This is a genomic window from Terriglobales bacterium, from assembly GCA_035573675.1.
Lineage (GTDB): Bacteria > Acidobacteriota > Terriglobia > Terriglobales > Acidobacteriaceae > DATMAB01.
In genome coordinates this window covers 32,521-50,384 of sequence record DATMAB010000025.1, presented here as the reverse complement: position 1 = coordinate 50,384, position 17,864 = coordinate 32,521, and the positions used below count along the sequence as shown (strand labels likewise).

Annotated in this window: 15 protein-coding genes and 1 other RNA gene; 4 read left to right on the top strand and 12 right to left on the bottom strand. The window is 64.3% G+C overall.

All coding sequences use genetic code 11. The features are described 5' to 3' along the window. Window positions 1-154: 154 nt before the first annotated feature. Window positions 155-697, top strand: a complete 543-nt coding sequence (locus VNK82_11255; protein HXE91530.1) for a DinB family protein — start codon at window positions 155-157, stop codon at window positions 695-697. Between the two features lie 446 nt (window positions 698-1,143). Here the strand turns inward: VNK82_11255 and VNK82_11250 are convergent, their stop codons facing one another. The 6 genes from VNK82_11250 to VNK82_11225 all read right to left on the bottom strand — a co-directional run bounded on the left by VNK82_11250 (window position 1,144) and on the right by VNK82_11225 (window position 7,922). Beyond that, window positions 1,144-2,445 (bottom strand): PDZ domain-containing protein, encoded by a 1,302-nt coding sequence (locus VNK82_11250; GenBank protein HXE91529.1) that lies wholly within the window; start codon window positions 2,443-2,445, stop codon window positions 1,144-1,146. A 187-nt stretch (window positions 2,446-2,632) separates the two neighbouring features. Beyond that, the gene (locus VNK82_11245; protein HXE91528.1) at window positions 2,633-2,962 is read right to left on the bottom strand and encodes a cytochrome c; all 330 of its coding nucleotides are present in this window, start codon (window positions 2,960-2,962) and stop codon (window positions 2,633-2,635) included. Then, window positions 2,959-3,852: a zf-HC2 domain-containing protein gene (locus VNK82_11240; protein ID HXE91527.1), complete on the bottom strand. Its 894-nt coding sequence runs from the start codon at window positions 3,850-3,852 to the stop codon at window positions 2,959-2,961. Before VNK82_11240 ends, VNK82_11245 begins: the two co-directional genes overlap by 4 nt. Next, window positions 3,845-4,429 carry a sigma-70 family RNA polymerase sigma factor gene (locus VNK82_11235; GenBank protein HXE91526.1) on the bottom strand — a complete coding sequence of 195 codons (585 nt, stop codon included), beginning with the start codon at window positions 4,427-4,429 and terminating at the stop codon, window positions 3,845-3,847. The genes VNK82_11240 and VNK82_11235 overlap by 8 nt, the downstream gene beginning before the upstream one ends. A 77-nt stretch (window positions 4,430-4,506) precedes the next feature. Beyond that, window positions 4,507-6,453, bottom strand: coding sequence for a 1,4-alpha-glucan branching protein GlgB (gene glgB, locus VNK82_11230; GenBank protein ID HXE91525.1), 1,947 nt, complete (start codon window positions 6,451-6,453; stop codon window positions 4,507-4,509). Window positions 6,454-6,506: 53 nt separating this feature from the next. Continuing rightward, entirely contained in the window at window positions 6,507-7,922 is a 1,416-nt protein-coding gene (locus VNK82_11225; GenBank protein HXE91524.1) for a serine/threonine-protein kinase, read from the bottom strand. Between the two features lie 175 nt (window positions 7,923-8,097). On the opposite strand from VNK82_11225, the gene VNK82_11220 reads away from it, so the two are divergent. Continuing rightward, window positions 8,098-9,228: a site-2 protease family protein gene (locus VNK82_11220; protein ID HXE91523.1), complete on the top strand. Its 1,131-nt coding sequence runs from the start codon at window positions 8,098-8,100 to the stop codon at window positions 9,226-9,228. A gap of 50 nt (window positions 9,229-9,278) precedes the next feature. Here VNK82_11220 and VNK82_11215 read toward each other — a convergent pair whose 3' ends face one another. Then, the gene (locus VNK82_11215) at window positions 9,279-10,541 is read right to left on the bottom strand and encodes an ABC transporter permease (protein HXE91522.1); all 1,263 of its coding nucleotides are present in this window, start codon (window positions 10,539-10,541) and stop codon (window positions 9,279-9,281) included. A gap of 7 nt (window positions 10,542-10,548) precedes the next feature. Beyond that, window positions 10,549-11,778, bottom strand: a complete 1,230-nt coding sequence (locus tag VNK82_11210) for an ABC transporter permease (GenBank protein ID HXE91521.1) — start codon at window positions 11,776-11,778, stop codon at window positions 10,549-10,551. Between the two features lie 104 nt (window positions 11,779-11,882). On the opposite strand from VNK82_11210, the gene rnpB reads away from it, so the two are divergent. Next, an RNA gene (rnpB, locus tag VNK82_11205) (RNase P RNA component class A) lies at window positions 11,883-12,287 on the top strand. Between the two features lie 61 nt (window positions 12,288-12,348). Here the strand turns inward: rnpB and VNK82_11200 are convergent. The 3 genes from VNK82_11200 to rpiB all read right to left on the bottom strand — a co-directional run bounded on the left by VNK82_11200 (window position 12,349) and on the right by rpiB (window position 15,473). Then, window positions 12,349-13,494, bottom strand: coding sequence for a glycosyltransferase family 1 protein (locus VNK82_11200; GenBank protein HXE91520.1), 1,146 nt, complete (start codon window positions 13,492-13,494; stop codon window positions 12,349-12,351). Between the two features lie 118 nt (window positions 13,495-13,612). Continuing rightward, window positions 13,613-14,905, bottom strand: a complete 1,293-nt coding sequence (gene glyA / locus VNK82_11195; protein ID HXE91519.1) for a serine hydroxymethyltransferase — start codon at window positions 14,903-14,905, stop codon at window positions 13,613-13,615. A 106-nt stretch (window positions 14,906-15,011) separates the two neighbouring features. Then, complete coding sequence (rpiB, locus tag VNK82_11190) at window positions 15,012-15,473, bottom strand: ribose 5-phosphate isomerase B (protein ID HXE91518.1); 462 nt, start codon at window positions 15,471-15,473, stop codon at window positions 15,012-15,014. Between the two features lie 106 nt (window positions 15,474-15,579). Between rpiB and VNK82_11185 the strand changes: the two genes are divergently transcribed. Further along, window positions 15,580-16,371 carry an enoyl-CoA hydratase/isomerase family protein gene (locus VNK82_11185; GenBank protein ID HXE91517.1) on the top strand — a complete coding sequence of 264 codons (792 nt, stop codon included), beginning with the start codon at window positions 15,580-15,582 and terminating at the stop codon, window positions 16,369-16,371. Between the two features lie 49 nt (window positions 16,372-16,420). On the opposite strand, the gene VNK82_11180 is transcribed toward VNK82_11185, so the two are convergent. After that, window positions 16,421-17,533, bottom strand: a complete 1,113-nt coding sequence (locus VNK82_11180; protein ID HXE91516.1) for a hypothetical protein — start codon at window positions 17,531-17,533, stop codon at window positions 16,421-16,423. Window positions 17,534-17,864 lie beyond the last annotated feature (331 nt).

Sequence of the window (17,864 nt, the reverse complement as noted above, 5' to 3'; positions counted from 1 at the left end):
CAGCCGCCGCAAGAGCCAATCTCACAGTCTAGCACTCGGAAGAGAGCCGGCGCTGGAGCCCAAATATTCATTATCGCAAAAGAGACGACCGACGCGGGCTTTGCCGGCGCGAGCCGCGCGATTTATGCTAGTGCGGCTCCCAAGGAGAGCATCCATGATTCAACGAACTGTAGTGCTGGTGGTTCTTTTCGTGGCGCTGGCCGGCGCGAGTCTGGCGGCGGCCCAGGAAAAGAAAGCCGAACCGGGACCGGTAACCTCGACGGTAAAGACGCTACTGGAGCGAAACACGAAGAACCTGGTGGCCGCGGCCGAAGCCATGCCGGCGGACAAGTACAACTTCAAACCGACCGCCGACCAGATGACCTTTGCGCATCTGGCTGTGCACACGGCCGAGGCCAACTATTTCTTCTGCTCCAGGATCGCAGGCGAAGCACAGCCGGAAGTGAAGCTGAGCGATGCGGACGCGAAGGAGAAGCTGCTGGAAGCGTTGAAGGCTTCGTTCGCATATTGCAGCACCGCGCTGGAGAAGATGGACGATTCCAAGTTGGGCGATTCGGTGGCGTTCGGCCAGCAGCAGCGGCCCCGGGCGGCGGCGATGATCGGGGTGGCGACGAACTGGGCCGACCACTACGGCATGGCGGCGATGTATCTGCGCTTGAACGGATTGCTGCCGCCGACGGCGCAGCCCAAGAAGTAGAAGCGGCCTTCGGACGCAGTCTCGTCTCCCATCGTTTGAACGGGCACAGGGGTCCCTCGCTTCGCTCGGGATAAGACCGTAAAGGGCGAGTGGCGGCCGTCCCGGTTCGCTGGTTAGCGCCCCCCAGATGGGGCGGCCGCGCATGCCCTGAGTGCATTGTGGCGGCGAGGCGTTACAGCGTGGTTGCGGGAGTGTGAAATTTCTGGTGAATGCCTGGCGTGATTCCGGGAGACGGTTGTGTGTGATTCGTGATGCAAAACCCAGGTCCTTCGCTCGGGTTTCCCGCGCACGACCAGGCGCACCGTGCTGTGCGCGGTGCGCTTGTGGCGTGAGCGCGCGGGAGCCCTCCCTCGCTCAGGATGACGGCATCAGGCACGTCCAGGTGCTTGATGTGGGGTCGTCGCAGCACATTCTGAAGCCGTGCCCTGGTACGAACCAGCGCCTCGCTACTTCCCCGCTGTGTTCTGCTCTTTCAGCCAGTCAAGGATGAGCGGGCCGACGCTCTGGTTGAAGCGGCCGCCTTCGCCGCGGAACTCCTTTTCCGGGCTGTCATAGACGTTAAAGCCGTGGTTGGTCTTCGGGAGCATGACGTAGCGGCCTGCCCCCGGGCGATTACGGTTCACCAAAGCGGCGAAGGTCTGATGGTCGTCAGCGCTCATGAACCAGTCGTACTCGCCGTAGATGGAAAGCGTGGGCACACTGACCCTGGACCACGCGCCAGCAATGTTGAGGTCCTGAAGCTGCTGATAGAAGGAGGCGGGCCGGCCGTACTGGTGCTCGGGGGCGTCGTACCAAAGGCCGGCGAGGTGGGGCTTTTGGCGGATGACCTCGGCAGGTGTGAGCTTCTGGTTGTAGTAGGCGCTGTAGAACTCGGAATAACCGCGCAGCTTTTCGGTGATGTCGCCGGGACTCTGGCCCATCAGGGCAAGGCGGCGGCGCTCGAGCTCGAGCATGTGCTCCAGCCAGGTCTTGGCCCAACCTCCGGAAACGACGTAGCCGCGTACGCCGGCTTCGTTGCCGATGAGCGGCGCGTAGGCGGCGCCGTTGCTGTCGCCGAAGATGTAGATGCGCTCGGCATCCACATAGTCGAGCGCCTTGAAGGCGCGCATGGCGGCACGGTAGCCGGCGAGTTCGGTCTGAAAGTCGGCCTGGCTGCAGTATCCCTCGCTGTCGCCGATGCCGGGCTTGTCCATGCGCATCATGACGAAGCCGGACTGCGTGATCAGGATGTCGAGAAGCTTCTCGATGCCGCCCTTGGGGCCGACCGGGACCTCGACCGAATCACAACTGAGCCAGCCGGCAAGAAAGAGGCCGGGCAAGCGGCCGGTGGCATTCTTCGGCCTGGCGATGATGGTGCGGAAGCGGAGGCCGTTCTCGGCGACGACGGAGTCGTAGGCGACGTCGATGCCGGAGAAAGTCTGCAGCGGCATGGGCGGGAGCGTGACCGTGCGCTCGAAGGTCTGGCCGTTCCGCAGGACTTCGAGGCGCGCGGTGTCGCCGCCACGCAGCGCAACAAAGGCCCGGTCGAAGGCGAGAAGGCTATCGAGCAGCGTTCCGTTGACGCGCAGGATGAGGTCGCCGCGGCGCAAGCCGGCCTGGGCGGCGACGGTGCCCTCGTCCACGCGCCCGACAGACGCACCCGCCCGGCCTTCGGGCGGGTTGACGACCGCGCCGAACCTGGCGTGGCGCCGAAGACCGCCGATCCTTTCCGGCTCGGCAGCGAAGGCAGTGAGTGGAGCGCCGCCCATAGGCACGCGAGCAGCAGGCCTGCGAGACACTGTAGTCTGAGGATACCCAAGCCAAACCCAGATCCTTCGCTCGGGTTTCCCGCGCCGGTGAAAACGCGCGGGAGCCCTCCCTGGCTCAGGATGACGGCACGATTCTTGGTGTGAGCGTGAGACATGGATGCTTTCCTCCGCGGCGGGCGTTGGCGGTTCAGTTCTTCATGAAGCTGGTGATGTGGAGCTTGACGGCGCGACGCTGTTCTTCGGTGGCGTCCTTCAGGCGCGAGTCGACCATACGCGCGAGACGGTCGGCGGGAACCTTGCGCCGGTTGAGGGGCGGTCCGTCGGCCAAGGGCTTGGAGCCGTCGGCGTCATGGCAACGACCGCACCGGGCGACGAACAGGTCGCGGCCGATGGCCAGCAGACGGGCTGATTCCTCGGCGGGCGACGCTTCAGGCTTTGGCGGCCTGGCGTCGTCGGCCGCAGCTACCAGAAAAAGGAAAGACAGGAACACGGCATTGATAAGTCCGACGCGGATCATTGGCGTACTCCGTAGTCCCACCAGTGCGTGCCCGCGGGGCGGGGCTGCGCGCGGCGGATGAGTTCGCGACGCTGCTGGTCGGTGTGGCAGATGAAGCAACTCCGCTGCCCGAAGCCGGGCAGGTCGGAAACCATCACATAAGCCTGGCCCGCCGTGCCCCAGGTGAGCATCTTGAGGTCGCCGGGCGAGATGGGACGGAAGGCGATGTCCTTGGAGAAGACGCCGGCGTGGGGCGCATCGGCGAGGTCCTGGAGACGCGCCGTGAGCAAGGTGACGTGGTGCTCGTCAACGCGGTAGGCGAGCACTGCCACTTCGACACCGCCGACCAGGATGCGGCGCGCGCCCACCGGGCGGTACTGCGCGGCCTCCTCGGGCGGGCGCGCGAGGGCGAGGCTGGCATGAAGGCGGGTGTTGCGCTCCACCCATTGGCGCAGATCGAGCGGATCGCGGGCGAAGTAGTCCAGACTCTGGTCGCCGGAAAGCAGGGCGCGATGCTGGTCGAGCGCCGCCGACTCCAGCGTGGAGAGCGGCGTAGAGGCGACCGTGAGATGCAGCGGTTCGCGCCAACGGTAATACCAGAAGATGGACAGTACAGCGAAGGAAAGCACGGCAGCAGCCGCGAGCGGGACCGGGCGGAGCCAGAAGGAACGCGCGGTGCGTTCGGGCGGGGGCGCTTCGTCGAGGCGGCGGTGCACCTGCTCCCAGAGGCCGGCGGGCGCGGCCATCAGCGGAAGCTGGCGGGCGAGCGAGACTCCCAGGCGAACCTGGTCCAGCTCCCGCCGGCAGCGGTCACATTCGCGGAGATGTTGCTGAACGCGTTCTGCGTCCTGGGTCGAGATCTCGCCGTGACAATAGGCGGAGAGCAGACACGAGACATGCCGCTCAAACATGTTCGCCCTCCGCGGGGACCTGGTTGCGCAGGTAGGAGAGCCTGCGGGCGAGGATCTTGTGAGCGCGGTTCAGGCGGGAAGCCACCGTGCCCTTGGAACAGCCAAGCGCGCCGGCGATCTGGTCGTAGGAAAGGCCCTCGACGTACCGCAACAGGATGGGCAGGCGCAGGCGAGGCGCGAGCCGGGCGACGGCCGCCTGCACGGCTCCCGACATCTCAGAGCGCATTGCGGCCTTCTCCTGGGAGCGGGACGGGCTCATGAAGACATCTTCAAGGGGAAGCCAGCGGCGCCGGCGACGGTGCTCATCCATGCAGACGTTGGCCACCAGACGATAGAGCCAGGTGCCGAAGTCGGAATCGAAACGAAACTTACCGATGGCGTGGAAGAGCTTGACGAAGACGTCCTGGGTGACGTCGGCGGCCACAGCGCTGTCGCCCGTGAAGTGCAGCGCGATAGAGTACACGCGGTCACGGTAGGCCTCGAAGAGCACACGAAAGGCATGCCGGTCCCCGCGCTGGCAGGCGCGGAGGAGATCGGCGTCCACCACCTGCTGAGCGCCGGCAGCCGCAGGATTCACACGCCCATTAGACGACCGGGCGAAGAGATTTCTTCCGGAAAACTTGGGGCGCAGGTCAGATAGCGAAACGCGTGGCGCTACGCGCCTTCGCTGGCCAGGAAGACGGCACCCAGCGGAGGCAGATTGAGGCCCACGGAGAAGGGACGGCCGTGCCAGGGGATGAGTTCGGCGGTCACGCCACCATAGTTGCCCCAGCCGCTACCGCCGTAATAGGTCGAATCGGTGTTGAGGACTTCCTGCCAGAGGCCGGTATGGGGAACGCCGACGCGATAGCTGCCACGCGGCACGGGAGTGAAGTTGCACGCCACGAGAACCAGCCGCCCGGTGGAACGCGCCCGGCGGATGAGGGTGATGACCGACTGGTCGGAGTCGCTGGCGTCGACCCACTCGAAGCCCCAGGGATCGCAGTCGAGCTCATGCAGGGCGGGATATTCGCGGTAGAGGCGATTGAGGTCGGCGACCAGCCGCTGCACGCCTTGGTGGCGGTCGTGCCGGGCCAGGTGCCAGTCGAGGCTGCGGTCGTGGTTCCACTCGTCCCACTGGGCGAATTCACCACCCATGAACAGCAGTTTCTTGCCGGGCTGGGCGTACATGTAGGCGAACAGCAGGCGGAGGTTCGCGAACTTCTGCCAGTCGTCGCCGGACATGCGGCGCAGGAGCGAGCCTTTGCCGTGAACCACTTCGTCGTGCGAGAGCGGCAGGACGAAGTTCTCGGTGAAGGCGTAGAGCATGCGAAAGGTCAGGTCGTTGTGGTGATACTTGCGGTGGACGGGATCGTGGCGGAGGTAGCGGAGCGTGTCGTGCATCCAGCCCATGTCCCATTTCAACCCGAAGCCGAGGCCGCCGACATACGTAGGCCGCGAAACCATGGGCCAGGCGGTGGATTCTTCCGCGATGATCTGCACGTCCGGATGCTCGCGGTACACGTCCTCGTTGAAGCGGCGGAGGAAGAGCAGGGCGCCCAGGTTCTCGCGCCCGCCGAAGATGTTGGGCACCCACTCGCCGTGCTGGCGCGAATAATCCAGGTAGAGCATGGAGGCGACGGCGTCCACGCGCAGGCCATCGGCGTGGTAGCGGTCCAGCCAGAGGAAGCCGGAACTCATCAGAAAACTGCGGACCTCGTGGCGGTCGTAGTTGAAGATGTAGCTGGACCAGTCCGGGTGGTAGCCCTGGCGGGGGTCGGCGTGCTCAAAGAGGTGAGTGCCGTCGAAGTACGCCAGGCCGTGCTCGTCGCCGGGAAAGTGGGACGGCACCCAGTCGAGGATGACCCCGATACCATGCTGGTGCAGGTAGTCCACCAGATACATGAAGTCCTGAGGGGTGCCGTAGCGGCTGGTGGGAGCAAAGTAGCCGGTGACCTGATATCCCCAGGAGCCGTAGAACGGGTGCTCCATGACCGGCAGGAATTCGACGTGGGTAAAACCCATGCCGGTGACGTACTCCGCCAGGCGGGGCGCCAGTTCACGATAGCTGAGCCAGCGGTCGCCTTCTTCCGGAGCGCGCATCCAGGAGCCGAGGTGAACCTCATAGATGGCCATGGGTGACTGCAGGGAGTTACGGGAGCGGCGGTGCTCGATCCATTGGCGGTCATTCCACTGGTAGTCGAGGTCCCAGACGATGGAGGCGGTCCGGGGAGGCGTTTCGTGGTGAAACGCAAACGGGTCCGCCTTATCCACGCGGTAGCCGTGGTGGCGGGAGACGATGTGGAACTTGTACTTCTCGCCCCGGCCGAGGCCGGGGACAAAACACTCCCAGATGCCGGAGTCACCGCGCGAATGCAGAGGGTGCGAGGAGCGGTTCCAACCGTTGAAGTCGCCGATGACGAAGACCTGTTCAGCATTGGGCGCCCAGACGCCGAAGCCGACGCCGGCCACGCCCTCCACCGTGCGGACATGGGAGCCGAGCTTTTCGTAGAGACGATGGTGTGACCCTTCGTTGAACAGATAGAGGTCGTCCGCGGTCAGGGCGGAGATGTCATGCCGGATGGAGTGTGTGGCGGGCGAAGGCGTACGGCTGCGAGACATGGCAGGCTACGACTTCTAACAGGAGGCGAGACCGGAGCGCAACCGGAAGGGCCCTACATGCGCTCCAAACGGGAGACGCGCCGCGGGCCCGACCCTTCGACGCGCAGGCGGAGCTTGTGCTCCACGCGCTCAAAGGGCATGAGCAACAGGAAACGCAGAATGAAGGCGCCCACGCCCAGGATCAGGAGCATGAAGTTCCAACCGCCGGAAACCAGGCGGACGGCGAAGACGCGGTCTACGAGCTGCATGACGGGCACGACCACGGCGCGCATGAAGCTCATCAGGAACGTGTCCTCGATGGCCTGCTGGCGAATGATGCCGCCACCGACGACGAAGTAGAGCACGTACGCCAGGGGGATGGTCAGCAAAGCCAGAGACAGCACGATGCGCGTGGTCTTGACGGCCTGGTATATCGCCTTGGCTTTTGGGTCCGGGGGGGCCGGCTGAGCCTGCGCACCCCAGGTCATCGCACCGGAAGAGGCGGGGCGCGTGGCATAGCCGGTGGCGCGAGCGCCGGAAGGCGGACGTGCTTCTCCGCTCCCCAACGTGGCGGCATCGCCGTAGCCCGCGCCCGCGGCATAGACCGGGTTCGTCCCCACGATGGCGGTGGGCAAGACCTGTTCGCCGCCCATCCAGGCGGCCTGAAGAGCTTTCAGGCGGGCGAGAACTTCGGCCGCATCGGGGCGGAAATCCCGGTTCTTGTTCAGGCACTGGTGGATGAGGCGCTCGAGTTCGGGCGGAATATCCGGGTTGAGGCGATAGACCGGAGTCGGCTCAGAATCGAGCACGCGCGCCAACGTGGCCTGGGGCGTGGGAGCATCGAAGGGCATGGCTCCAGTGGCCATCTCATAGAAGACGACGCCCATGGAGAAGATGTCCGAGCGAACGTCCACTTCCTTGCCCATGGCCTGTTCGGGAGACATGTGGCTGACGGTGCCGATGACCAGGCCGGCCTGCGTCTTGTAGACAGTGACGTCGTCGGGGTTGGCGGATTCGGCTTCGCGGATCTTGGCCAGGCCGAAGTCGAGAATCTTCACCTGGCCACGGGTGGTGACCATGATGTTTTCGGCCTTGAGGTCGCGATGAATGATGCCCTTCTCATGGGCCAGGGCGATGCCGTCCATGGTCTGGATGCCGATGTCGAAGAACTGGTCGATGGCAATGGGCTTGCCGCTGATGATTTTCTTCAGCGTCTTGCCTTCCACGAACTCCATCACGATGTAGCGGGTGTCGCCCTCAACGCCGAAGTGATGGATAGTGACGATGGAAGAGTGCTGCAGGCGGGAGGCGGCCTTGGCCTCGCGCAGGAAACGGGCCAGCGAGCCGGGGTCGGAGCTGTCGGTGGCCAGCAGGGTCTTGATGGCAACCGGGCGATCGAGCTCGGTGTCGAAGGCCTTGTAAACCACACCCATGCCGCCGGCGCCCAGCTTCGCCTCAATACGGTAGTTGCCGAACTGTGTCCCAATCATGGTGTGGCTGGACCGTACGCCGGCCGCATACGCAAGCCAACGGACCCGAACGCTCGGACGGGAAACGAGCCGAAGTATAACAGAGGCAGTAGCGCGACTGCTGTGCAAACAGCGTCCAACGCGCCACGCACGGTGGGAAAGCATTTAGGATGAAAGCAGAACGCCGGAGAGCCGCATGGAGGCGCAGATTAAGCTGGGGCGGGTGCGCGGCATCGAAATCGGCCTGCACTACAGTTGGGTGATCATCGCGCTGCTGATCACGTTCTCACTGGCCAACTACTTCCGCACGCAGAATCCGGGCTGGAGCCCGGGGACGGTGTGGCTGTCGGCCATCTTGACGGCGGTGTTGTTCTTCGCCGCCATCGTGACCCATGAGCTGGGTCACTCGGTGGTCGCTATGGCGCGCGGCCTGCCGGTACGCTCCGTGACACTATTCGCCCTGGGCGGCGTGGCGCGCATCGACAAGGACGCCACTGACGCCAAGACCGAGTTCTGGGTCGGGATTGCGGGGCCCATCACCAGCATCCTAATCGGGGTCCTCTGCCTGGGACTGGGCGGGTTGCTGGGATGGACGCCGGGTGGCAGCCTAGCCTCGCCGCCGGTGGCCGTGCTGGTGTGGCTGGGGTACATCAACCTGGCGCTGGCGGCGTTCAACCTGATCCCCGGGTTCCCACTGGACGGTGGCCGAGTGCTGCGCGCCATCCTGTGGTGGAGCATGGACGACGCTGACCGGGCCACACGAAGCGCGGCCCGGACCGGGCAGGCGGTGGCCCTGGCCTTCATTCTGCTGGGGCTGCTGCGCTTCTTCAGCGGCGAGGGATTCGGCGGGCTGTGGATGGCGTTCATCGGCTGGTTCCTGCTGGACGCGGCGACGGCCAGCCTGGTGGAGCGCGAAGCGATGGCCCTGATGCGAGGGGTGCGCGTGGGCGACGTCATGTCGCGGGACTGCTGGACCGTCTCCGGAGGCATCAGCCTGCAGAGCTTCGTGGACGATCACCTGCTGCGCAGCGGGCGAAGATGCTTCGTGGTCGAGGAGCATGGAAACATGTCCGGCTTGATCACGGCTCATGAGGTGCGGCAAGTGGAGCGCGAACGATGGCCGACGACGCTGGTCCGCGACGCCATGCGCCCGATGAGCCAGTTACGCGTGGTTTCGCCGCAAACCTCGGCGGCCGACGCCCTGGACCTGATGCGCCGCGAGGACATCAACCAGATTCCGGTGGTCTCGGAAGGCAAGCTGCTGGGAATCTTTTCCCGCGGCGAGGTGGTGCAACTGCTGCAAGCGAGGGAGGAGTTGCGGATGTAACCCACATCTGCGCCGAACAGCAAGGCGCAGATGTGGGGCACCGTCATGGGTTATTCGTAGCGCAGGGCCTCGATGGGGTCGAGGCCGGCGGCCTTCCAGGCTGGGTAGATTCCAAAAATCAGGCCGAAGCCTCCGGACAGCACCAGAGCGGCCACCACCCAGAAGAGGGACATCTGCGCCGGCAGTGATTCCCAGATGAAGCGGACACTGTAGGTGATGATGGCGCCAGCCAGAATCCCCAGAATCCCGCCGACACCAGAAAGCATGACAGCTTCAGTACTGAACTGCATGAGGATGTCGAACTTGCGGGCGCCGATGGCCTTGCGCACGCCGATCTCGCGGGTGCGTTCCGTGACCGAAACCAGCATGATGGTCATGACTCCCACGCCGCCCACGATGAGGGCCACGCTGCCGACGGCGAACAGGAAGATGAAGAGACCGCCGGTGATCTGGTCCCAGACCTGGGTGATGGAATCCTGGGTGAAGATGGCGAAGTTGTCGGGCTCGTTGGGACGCAGGTGACGACGCCGGCGGAGGAGATCGCGCATCTCGTCCTTGGCCTTGGGGATGTCTTCCCGCGAAGTGGCTTTAACGCTGATCCAATGGTCCTTCAGCTCGGGGTGCAGCTTGCGAAATGTAGAGAGCGGGAAGAAGACGATGTTGTCTTCGGGGTTGGAGCCGGAACCAAGCACGGTCTTGCGGGGCGCGGCCACGCCCACGACCTGGAACGTCTGGCCTTCGATGTTGATTTCACGGCCGAGGGCGGAGCGGGTGTCGAACAGGGTCTTGGCGGTCTCCGAGCCGAGCACGATGACCGGCGAGCGGTTCTGCTCATCGAACTCGCTGAACCAGCGGCCTTCCTGCATGGTGAGATCGAAGACTTCCTTCACCGAAGGCGTGTCCCCTTCGAGGATGACGTTCTTGGCGCGGCGGTCGCCGTACTTGACCACGTAGGACCCCACGCCGAACTCGGGAAGGAACTTGCGCACGCCGGCCGTGACGTACTTGACGTGGGGCAGGTGCTTCATGGCCTCGGCATCTTCGAGCGAGAGCGGCTTCCGAGTGCGCCAGCCCTCCGGGGCACGGCCGAAGGTGAACACGTCAAGGTGGAAGGCCATGACGATGTTGGAACCCATTTCTGCGATCATGCCGCTGACGTTGGAGTTGAGGGCGTTCACCACTGAAGAAACGGCGATGACCAGCATGATGCCGATGGCGATGCCCAGCACCGCGAGCCCGGAGCGAACCTTGTTCTTGCGCAGGGTTTCGAGCGCCATTCCGGCGTTTTCGGCGAATTCGGAACGCTGATACATAGGTCTCCTAGAGCTCGAAACGCAGCGCGACGATGGGGTCCAGCCGGGCGGCGCGGCTGGCAGGGTAGACGCCGAAGAATACGCCCACCGCGGCGGCCACGATGACGCCGGCCGCGATGGCCCACGGGGGAACGGCCGAGGGCATACCCACCAGCAGAGTGACCGTCTTGGCAACGGCGACGCCCAGCACCACGCCAATGATGCCGGCCACTAGCTCAATGGTTACGGCTTCGATGAGGAACTGCATCAGCACATCGATGCGGCGGGCGCCGAGCGCCTTGCGCACGCCGATCTCCCGGGTGCGCTCGGTGACCGCCATGAGCATGATGTTCATGATGACGATGCCGCCCACGATGAGGGAGATGGAAGCCAGAATGGTGACGACCAGGAACACGGTGCTGGAGATGCTGGCCCAGATGTTGAGGAAGGTCTGATTGGTATCGGCCTCAAAGCTGTCGGGCTGGCCGGGGAGATCGTGGCGGCGGGCACGCAGGATGACACGGGCCTCGTCGACGGCGCGCTCCAGGTCGGCGCCCACACCATAGGCCTTGATCCAGATGCGGACGCTGCGCCGCGTCCCGTACTGGTGCATCCAGGAAGTGAGCGGGATGGCCACCCAGTTATCGCGGCTCTGTCCCAGGGAGGAACCTTCCTTCTTTCCTACGCCGATGACGGCGTACTCCTGGCCATCGATGCGGATCAGCTTGCCCAACGGGTCGCCGGGACCGAGCAGGTTCTCATAGATGTCATGGCCCACCATGGCCACGTGCGAACCGGCGCGCTCATCGGCTTCGGTAAGAGGCCGGCCGAGGATGAGGTCCAGGTCGTAGATGCGGCCCATGGAGTGCGTCCAGCCGCGAATGCCGGTGTTTTCGCTGTCCCGGTCGCCGTATTTCACATTGCCGCTGAAAGTGCCGATGGACGCGCCGACGATCTTGCAGGAGCGGCACTGGTCGCGGACCGCTTCGTAGTCCTCGTAGGTGATGTCCTTGCGGCGCTGGGCTTCCAGCCACTGTTCCACGTTGGTGATGACGTTGGAACTCTTGTTGATGATGATGACGTCAGCGCCGAGGTTGAAAACCCTCTCCGCCATGTAGCGATTCAGACCCTCGGTGAAAGTAACGACCGCGATCACCGCGGCCACACCGATCACGGTGCCCAGCAGCGTAAGCACGCTGCGAAGCTTGTTCGCCCACAGCGACAACAGCGCGATACGCATGGCTTCCAACGGGTTCATGGGCGCTTATGAGTGTAGCTACGGAAGTGTAGCAAAGAGCGTTCCAGGGCCCGGTTTTTCGCCGGGATGAAGCGCACGGAATGGCCGTATAATGAAAGTGTAGGCAAACGGGCCGGACGGTCGCTTCCGCGCGGCGCGAGCCGCGGCGGGGGAGGAAAGTCCGAACTCCGAAGAGCAGTGTGCCGGATAACGTCCGGGAGGGCGGGTTCAAGCCCGTCCGACGGAGAGTGCCACAGAAAAGATACCGCCCGTTTCGGCGGGTAAGGGTGAAAAGGTGCGGTAAGAGCGCACCGCCCGGGCAGCGATGCACGGGGCAGGGCAAACCCCACACGGAGCAAGACCAAATAGGGGAGGAGAACGCCGCTCACGCGGTGAGCGCGTGCCGGCTCGGCGCGCCAGGACTCCCGGGTAGGTCGCTAGAGCCGGACAGCAATGTCCGGCCCAGAGGAATGGCCGTCCTGTCGGTTTCGGCCGGCGGACAGAATTCGGCTTACAGGCCCGATTGCTACTGCGCCCTCCCTCCTGCGATGAGCGGGAGGGAGGGCTTCAAGCTTCCTGCACGCAACTTGTTCAAGCGGCGCGGGCGTGGCGGGCGTTCACTTCCTCGTAAATCTCGATCAAGCGGGCCACCGATGTCTCCCACGAGAAGCGCTGGATCTGTTCGTAGCCGCGTTGCTTCAGGCGCTCGCGCAGGGGCTGGTCGACCAGGACGCGGTGCAGGGCGCGCATGATGTCGAAGACGTTCTCCGGGTTGACCAGCACGGCGGCATTGCCCACGACCTCCGGCAGCGAGGAGACGTTCGAAGTCACGACCGGCGTGCCGTGGGCCATGGCCTCCAGCGGCGGCAGGCCGAAGCCTTCGTAGAGCGAGGGGAAAACGAAGATTTTGGCGGCGTCGTAGAAGATGCGCAGCACCTCGACCGGCACGAACCCCAGGAAGCGGACGTCGTGCTGCACGCCGCTGCGGATGACGGTACGGCGCAGGTCGGGATGCTGGGAGAGATCGTCGCCGATGATGATGAGCTTGAGGTCGGGGAACTTCCCTTCCTTTTTCAGCTCGGTCTTGAGCGCTGAGAAGGCCTCGATGAGGCGCACGATGTTCTTGTGCGGCTTGATATTGCCGGCATAGAGAAGGAACGGGTAGTGGACCTGGTAGCGCTCGGCGATGAGTTGCCGCTCGGTGTCCGTGGCGTGTCCCAGGCGGAAGCGGCTGTCGATGGCGTTATAGAGCACTTCGATCTTCGATTCCGGGATGCCGAACAGGCGCATGATGTCGTGGCGGGTGAAATCAGAGACGGCCACGATGCGCTCAGCATGGCGGAGCACGCGCCGCGTGAGCCAGGAGCGCAGGAAGCGGCGCATCCCGGAGCGTGGGGGACGCGGCCGCATGTAGGTGAACAGGTCGTGCACGGTCACTACATACGGACAGGGGATGGAACGCGGCCGCCAGAACAGATGCGGGACGTGCACCAGCTCGCAGCCGTAGAGACGCACCACCTGCTGGAACTCGAAATAGTTGCGCGCTGAACTCTCCGGCGGGAAGGCTTCGGTCATGAAGTTCGCTGGCAGGGGGCCGATCTCATCGAAGCCTTCGGCATGGCCGATCAGCACGTACTGGTTGCGCTGGTCCAGGCGCGCCAGGTTCTGCACCACATTGCGGATGTAAGTGCCGATGCCGAAGCTGCGCAGACGGCGGATATCGAAAGCGATCTTCAATTCAGGGGCTCGTGGCCAGTGCCCAGTGGCTAGTGTAGCGCCGCGAACGAAGAACAAGAACCGCAGATCTTGTCCGCCGCGGCGGACTCGGGATGACAATCCCCAGGGCGGAATCGCCCTAGCGGGCGGGTGCAGGCTGGGCGGCGCGGGCGCGGCGACCGGCGTAGAGCGGAAAGGCCTCGCATAGTTCCAGCACCTGCCGGCGGATACGGGCCAGCACCATGGCGTCGGCACGGTTGTTGAGCGACTGCCCGATCCAGCCGCCGATCTGTCGCATCTCCTCTTCCCTCATGCCGCGCGTGGTCACCGCGGGCGTGCCAATGCGAATACCGCTGGGCTTGAGCGGCGGGTTGGTGTCGAACGGGATGGCGTTCTTGTTCACGGTGATGCCGGCTTCGCCCAGCGCTTTTTCCGCCTCGCTGCCCAGCATGCCGCGGGAAAAGACGTCCACCAGCATGAGATGGGTGTCGGTGCCGCCGGAGATAACCCGGAAACCCTCGGCGGAGAGCGTCTCCGCCAACACCTTGGCGTTGGAGACAATCTGGCGCGCGTAGTCGCGGAAGCCGGGCTGCATGGCTTCCTGGAAGCAGACCGCCTTGGCCGCCATGATGTGCACCAGCGGGCCTCCCTGCATGCCGGGGAACACGGTCTTGTCGATGGCGGCGGCGAACTCCGTCTTGGAGAGAATCATGCCGGAGCGCGGGCCGCGCAGCGTCTTGTGCGTGGTGGAGGTGACGATTTGCGCGTGCGGCACCGGTGACGGATGCACGCCGCCGGCGACCAGGCCGGCGAAGTGCGCCATGTCGACCAGGTAAAGCGCTCCTACCTTATCGGCGATCTGACGCATGCGCGCGAAGTCGATGATGCGGGGATAAGCACTGCCGCCGCCGATGATGAGCTTGGGCTTCTCCTGGAGCGCGAGCTTTTCCAGTTCGTCGTAGTCGATGGTTTCCGTCTCGCGCGTGACGCCGTAGGGGACGATGCGGTAGGTCTTGCCGGAAAAATTCAGATGGTGGCCGTGCGTGAGATGGCCTCCGTGGGCCAGGTTCAGGCCCAGAATGGTGTCGCCGGGCTGCAGCACTGCGGCATAGGCCGCCATGTTGGCCTGGGAGCCGGCGTGCGGCTGGACGTTCGCGTGCTCAGCGCCGAAGAGCTGTTTGGCGCGGTCGCGGGCCAGGTTCTCGACAATATCGGTGAACTCGCAGCCGCCGTAGTAGCGCCGGCCGGGGTAGCCTTCGGCGTACTTATTGGTGAAAACCGAACCCATGGCTTCCAGCACGGCTTCGCTGACGAAATTCTCTGAGGCGATGAGTTCCAGACCTTCGTGCTGGCGGCGCGCTTCGGCGTCGATAGCAGCGGCGGTCTCCGGGTCAACCTGCGAAAGGGAGCGGGACATCCAGTCGGAGTTCATGAAGCGCTCTTGGCTCTTGGCTCTTGGCTTTTGGCTATTGGCTCTTAGCTTCTAGCTCCTAGCTACTCGCTAGAAGGCGAAACCGCAGTCGCGTCGGTAACCCAAATCACTTCTTTTCAGCCAGCAGTTCCTCTTTCTCGATTTGCGCAATCTTCTCGACGCGGCGCTGGTGGCGGCCGCCGGCGAAAGGCGTTGCCAGCCATTTCTCGACCAGCTTCCAGGCCGTGGAGGGGTCGAGCGTGCGTCCTCCGAGCGCGAGCACATTGGCGTCATTGTGCTCGCGGCTGACCTGGGCCTCGTACTCCGAGGTAACGTGGGCGGCGCGCACCCCGGGTACCTTGTTGGCCGCTATGGCCATGCCGATGCCGCTGCCGCACACCAGGATGCCGAAGTCAGCGCGATGCGCGGCCACTTCCTCGGCAACCTTGCGGGCGTAGTCGGGATAATCGACGGAGTCTGCGGAATTCGTGCCCTGGTCGCGGACCTCGATGCCGCGATCCGCCAGCAGCTTGCGAAGCTGCTCCTTGAGCTCGTAGCCCGCATGGTCGGCGCCGAGGGCGATCTTCATGCTGTGATTCTACCGTGCCGGGTGCCGTTGCCGATACGGGAGAGCTTGCCCGGGGCGGAGTTTCGCACGATAATCACGCTCCGGAACTTTCCAGGTGAGGTGCATTATGGCTGCCGCGACCCCAGCCGCGCAGGGCTTCAAATTCATCCGCTTCGACACCAGCAGTTACGTCGCGCGCCTGACGTTGAACAACCCGCCGCACAACGTGCTCACAGTGCCGCTGATGACCGAGATGGCGGAAGGCATCGAGAGCCTGAACGGTCGCGGAGACATCAAGGCCATTCTGGTCGATTCGTCGCAGAAACTGTTCTCGGCAGGCATCGGACTGGAAGATTCCAAGCCCGACCGCGTCTTCCAGACCCTGGACGCATTCAACCGCGTGTTTGTCGCGGTGGGCGAGATTTCGAAACCGCTCATCGTCGTCGTCAACGGGCCGGCGATCGGTGCGGGTTCGGAACTGGTGGCCTTCGGCGACATCGTGATCGCCACGCCCAAGGCGTCGTTCGCGCAGCCGGAGGTGAAGCTGGGAGTGTTCCCGCCGTTCGCCGCCGTCATGCTGCCGCAGCTCATCGGCCCCAAGAAGACGTACGAGCTGATCCTGACCGGCGAACGGATGAGCGCGGAAGATGCGTTGCGCATCGGGTTCGTGAACAAGGTCGTGCCGGAAACGGAACTGGAAAAGACCGTGAACGAAGTGCTGGCGCGGATCGGGGAGTTCTCCGGGCCGGTGCTGGAGATGACCAAGAAGGTGATCGGCAGCGCCATGGGCCTGCCGCTGGCCGAGGCCATGAAGAAGTCGCACGACATCTATCTCAACCAGCTCATGGCGCTGGAGGACGTGCAGGAAGGGCTGAGGGCGGTGGTGGAGAAGAGAAAGCCGGTGTGGAAGAACAAGTAGTTCTCAGTTCTCGGTTCTCAGAGGGCGCGCGCTGCGCCCTTTCAATCTTTCAGGCGAACGCGTGGTCCAAAAACGCGGCGATGTAGTACGCGTCAAGGTATTTGAAGGGAGCTTCGCCGGTGGTGTAGTGGCCACAGGGGAGGACGCGGACGCTGAGGTCGAGCCTTCGGCGGCGGAACTCGGCGATGATGGCTCGGGAGACCTCGGGCAGGAACGTCAGGTCGTGCGTCGCGTAGACGATGAGCGACTTCTTCGCTGACTGCTCTGCGAACTTATCAAAGTAAGAGCTGGGGCTGATGGCGGACCACAGGCTGCGCAGGCGGTCGAGGGTGAGATCAGCCGGGATAGCGGCGCGGATGTGGCGGGTGGACTGGCCGCTCCAGATGACGTCGGCGAAATGCAGCGAGGCATGGTTGAAGACGTTAACGCGCAGGCGGGGCTCGTGCGCCGTGGCCAGGAAGGCATAGCAGGAGCCAAGGCTGGTGCCCACGACGCCCAGCCAGTCGTAGTTCTGTCGCTCAAGCCAATCCAGGCAACAGCGCACGTCGATGACGGCCTGGCGGGCGGCGTCGATGGTGCGGGCCACGTTGGAACTGACGGCATAGTCGGCGCGCTCGGTCTCGGGCGGCTTGCGGACATCGTGATAGGGCAGGCTGAGCCGCAAGGCGGCAACACCGGCGAAATTCAGGATGCGGCAGAGCCCGTTGTGCCCTTCCGCATCCGAGTTCCATTGCGGCAGCACCACCACGGCCCGGCGGCCGCGGGCCGGGAACCAGCGCGCGCAGACCAGGTTGTTTTCCGCATGGGGCGTGGAGACGGGCGAGGTGAAGCGCAGGAAGGTCGCTTCCCTTCTCTCTCTGGAGGCGATGCGGGGCTGGCCGTTGCCGGTGGGATGAAGTTCAGCGATACGACGCTCCAGGCGGAAGTCGCGGGGTGTCTGATAGGAGAAGAAGACGTCGCTTTCGGCGACAATGCGCCGGTTGAGTTCGCGCAGGAACTCTTCCTGACCGGGCCCGGCGGAGGGAGGGTGGCCGTTGGCAAGGGGCCACCCACGCGTCCACTCCAGTCCCAGCTCGAACGGGCGGACGACACGATTGGTGTCCCGCGTGGTGAGGCGGGTCTCCCAGTCGTGCATCCAGCGGCGGTAGAGGCCGCGCGGCACGCCATGAATATAGCAGCGCTACAGAAGGCGTAACGTCAGAACCTAAACTTCACCTCGTCGCCTGCGTTCAGCGTAACCTTGTACCTGCCGGCTTGCAGTGGAGTTGGCTGCCCAGTACTGTTACCGACGGTAATGATCACGTCAAAGGGACAACCCTGCCCGCTGTCATAGACTTCGGCATCCCCACCAGCGTTCGGACTGGCCGTGGGTATTACGCCATTGGCTCGAAACTTTACCGTGCAACTACCGCCGCCGATTTCTCCGCTGCCTGGCATATTGCGTTCTCCTTTTGGTCGAACCCTGCTCCGGAAACTCTCACTTGGAACGCCGG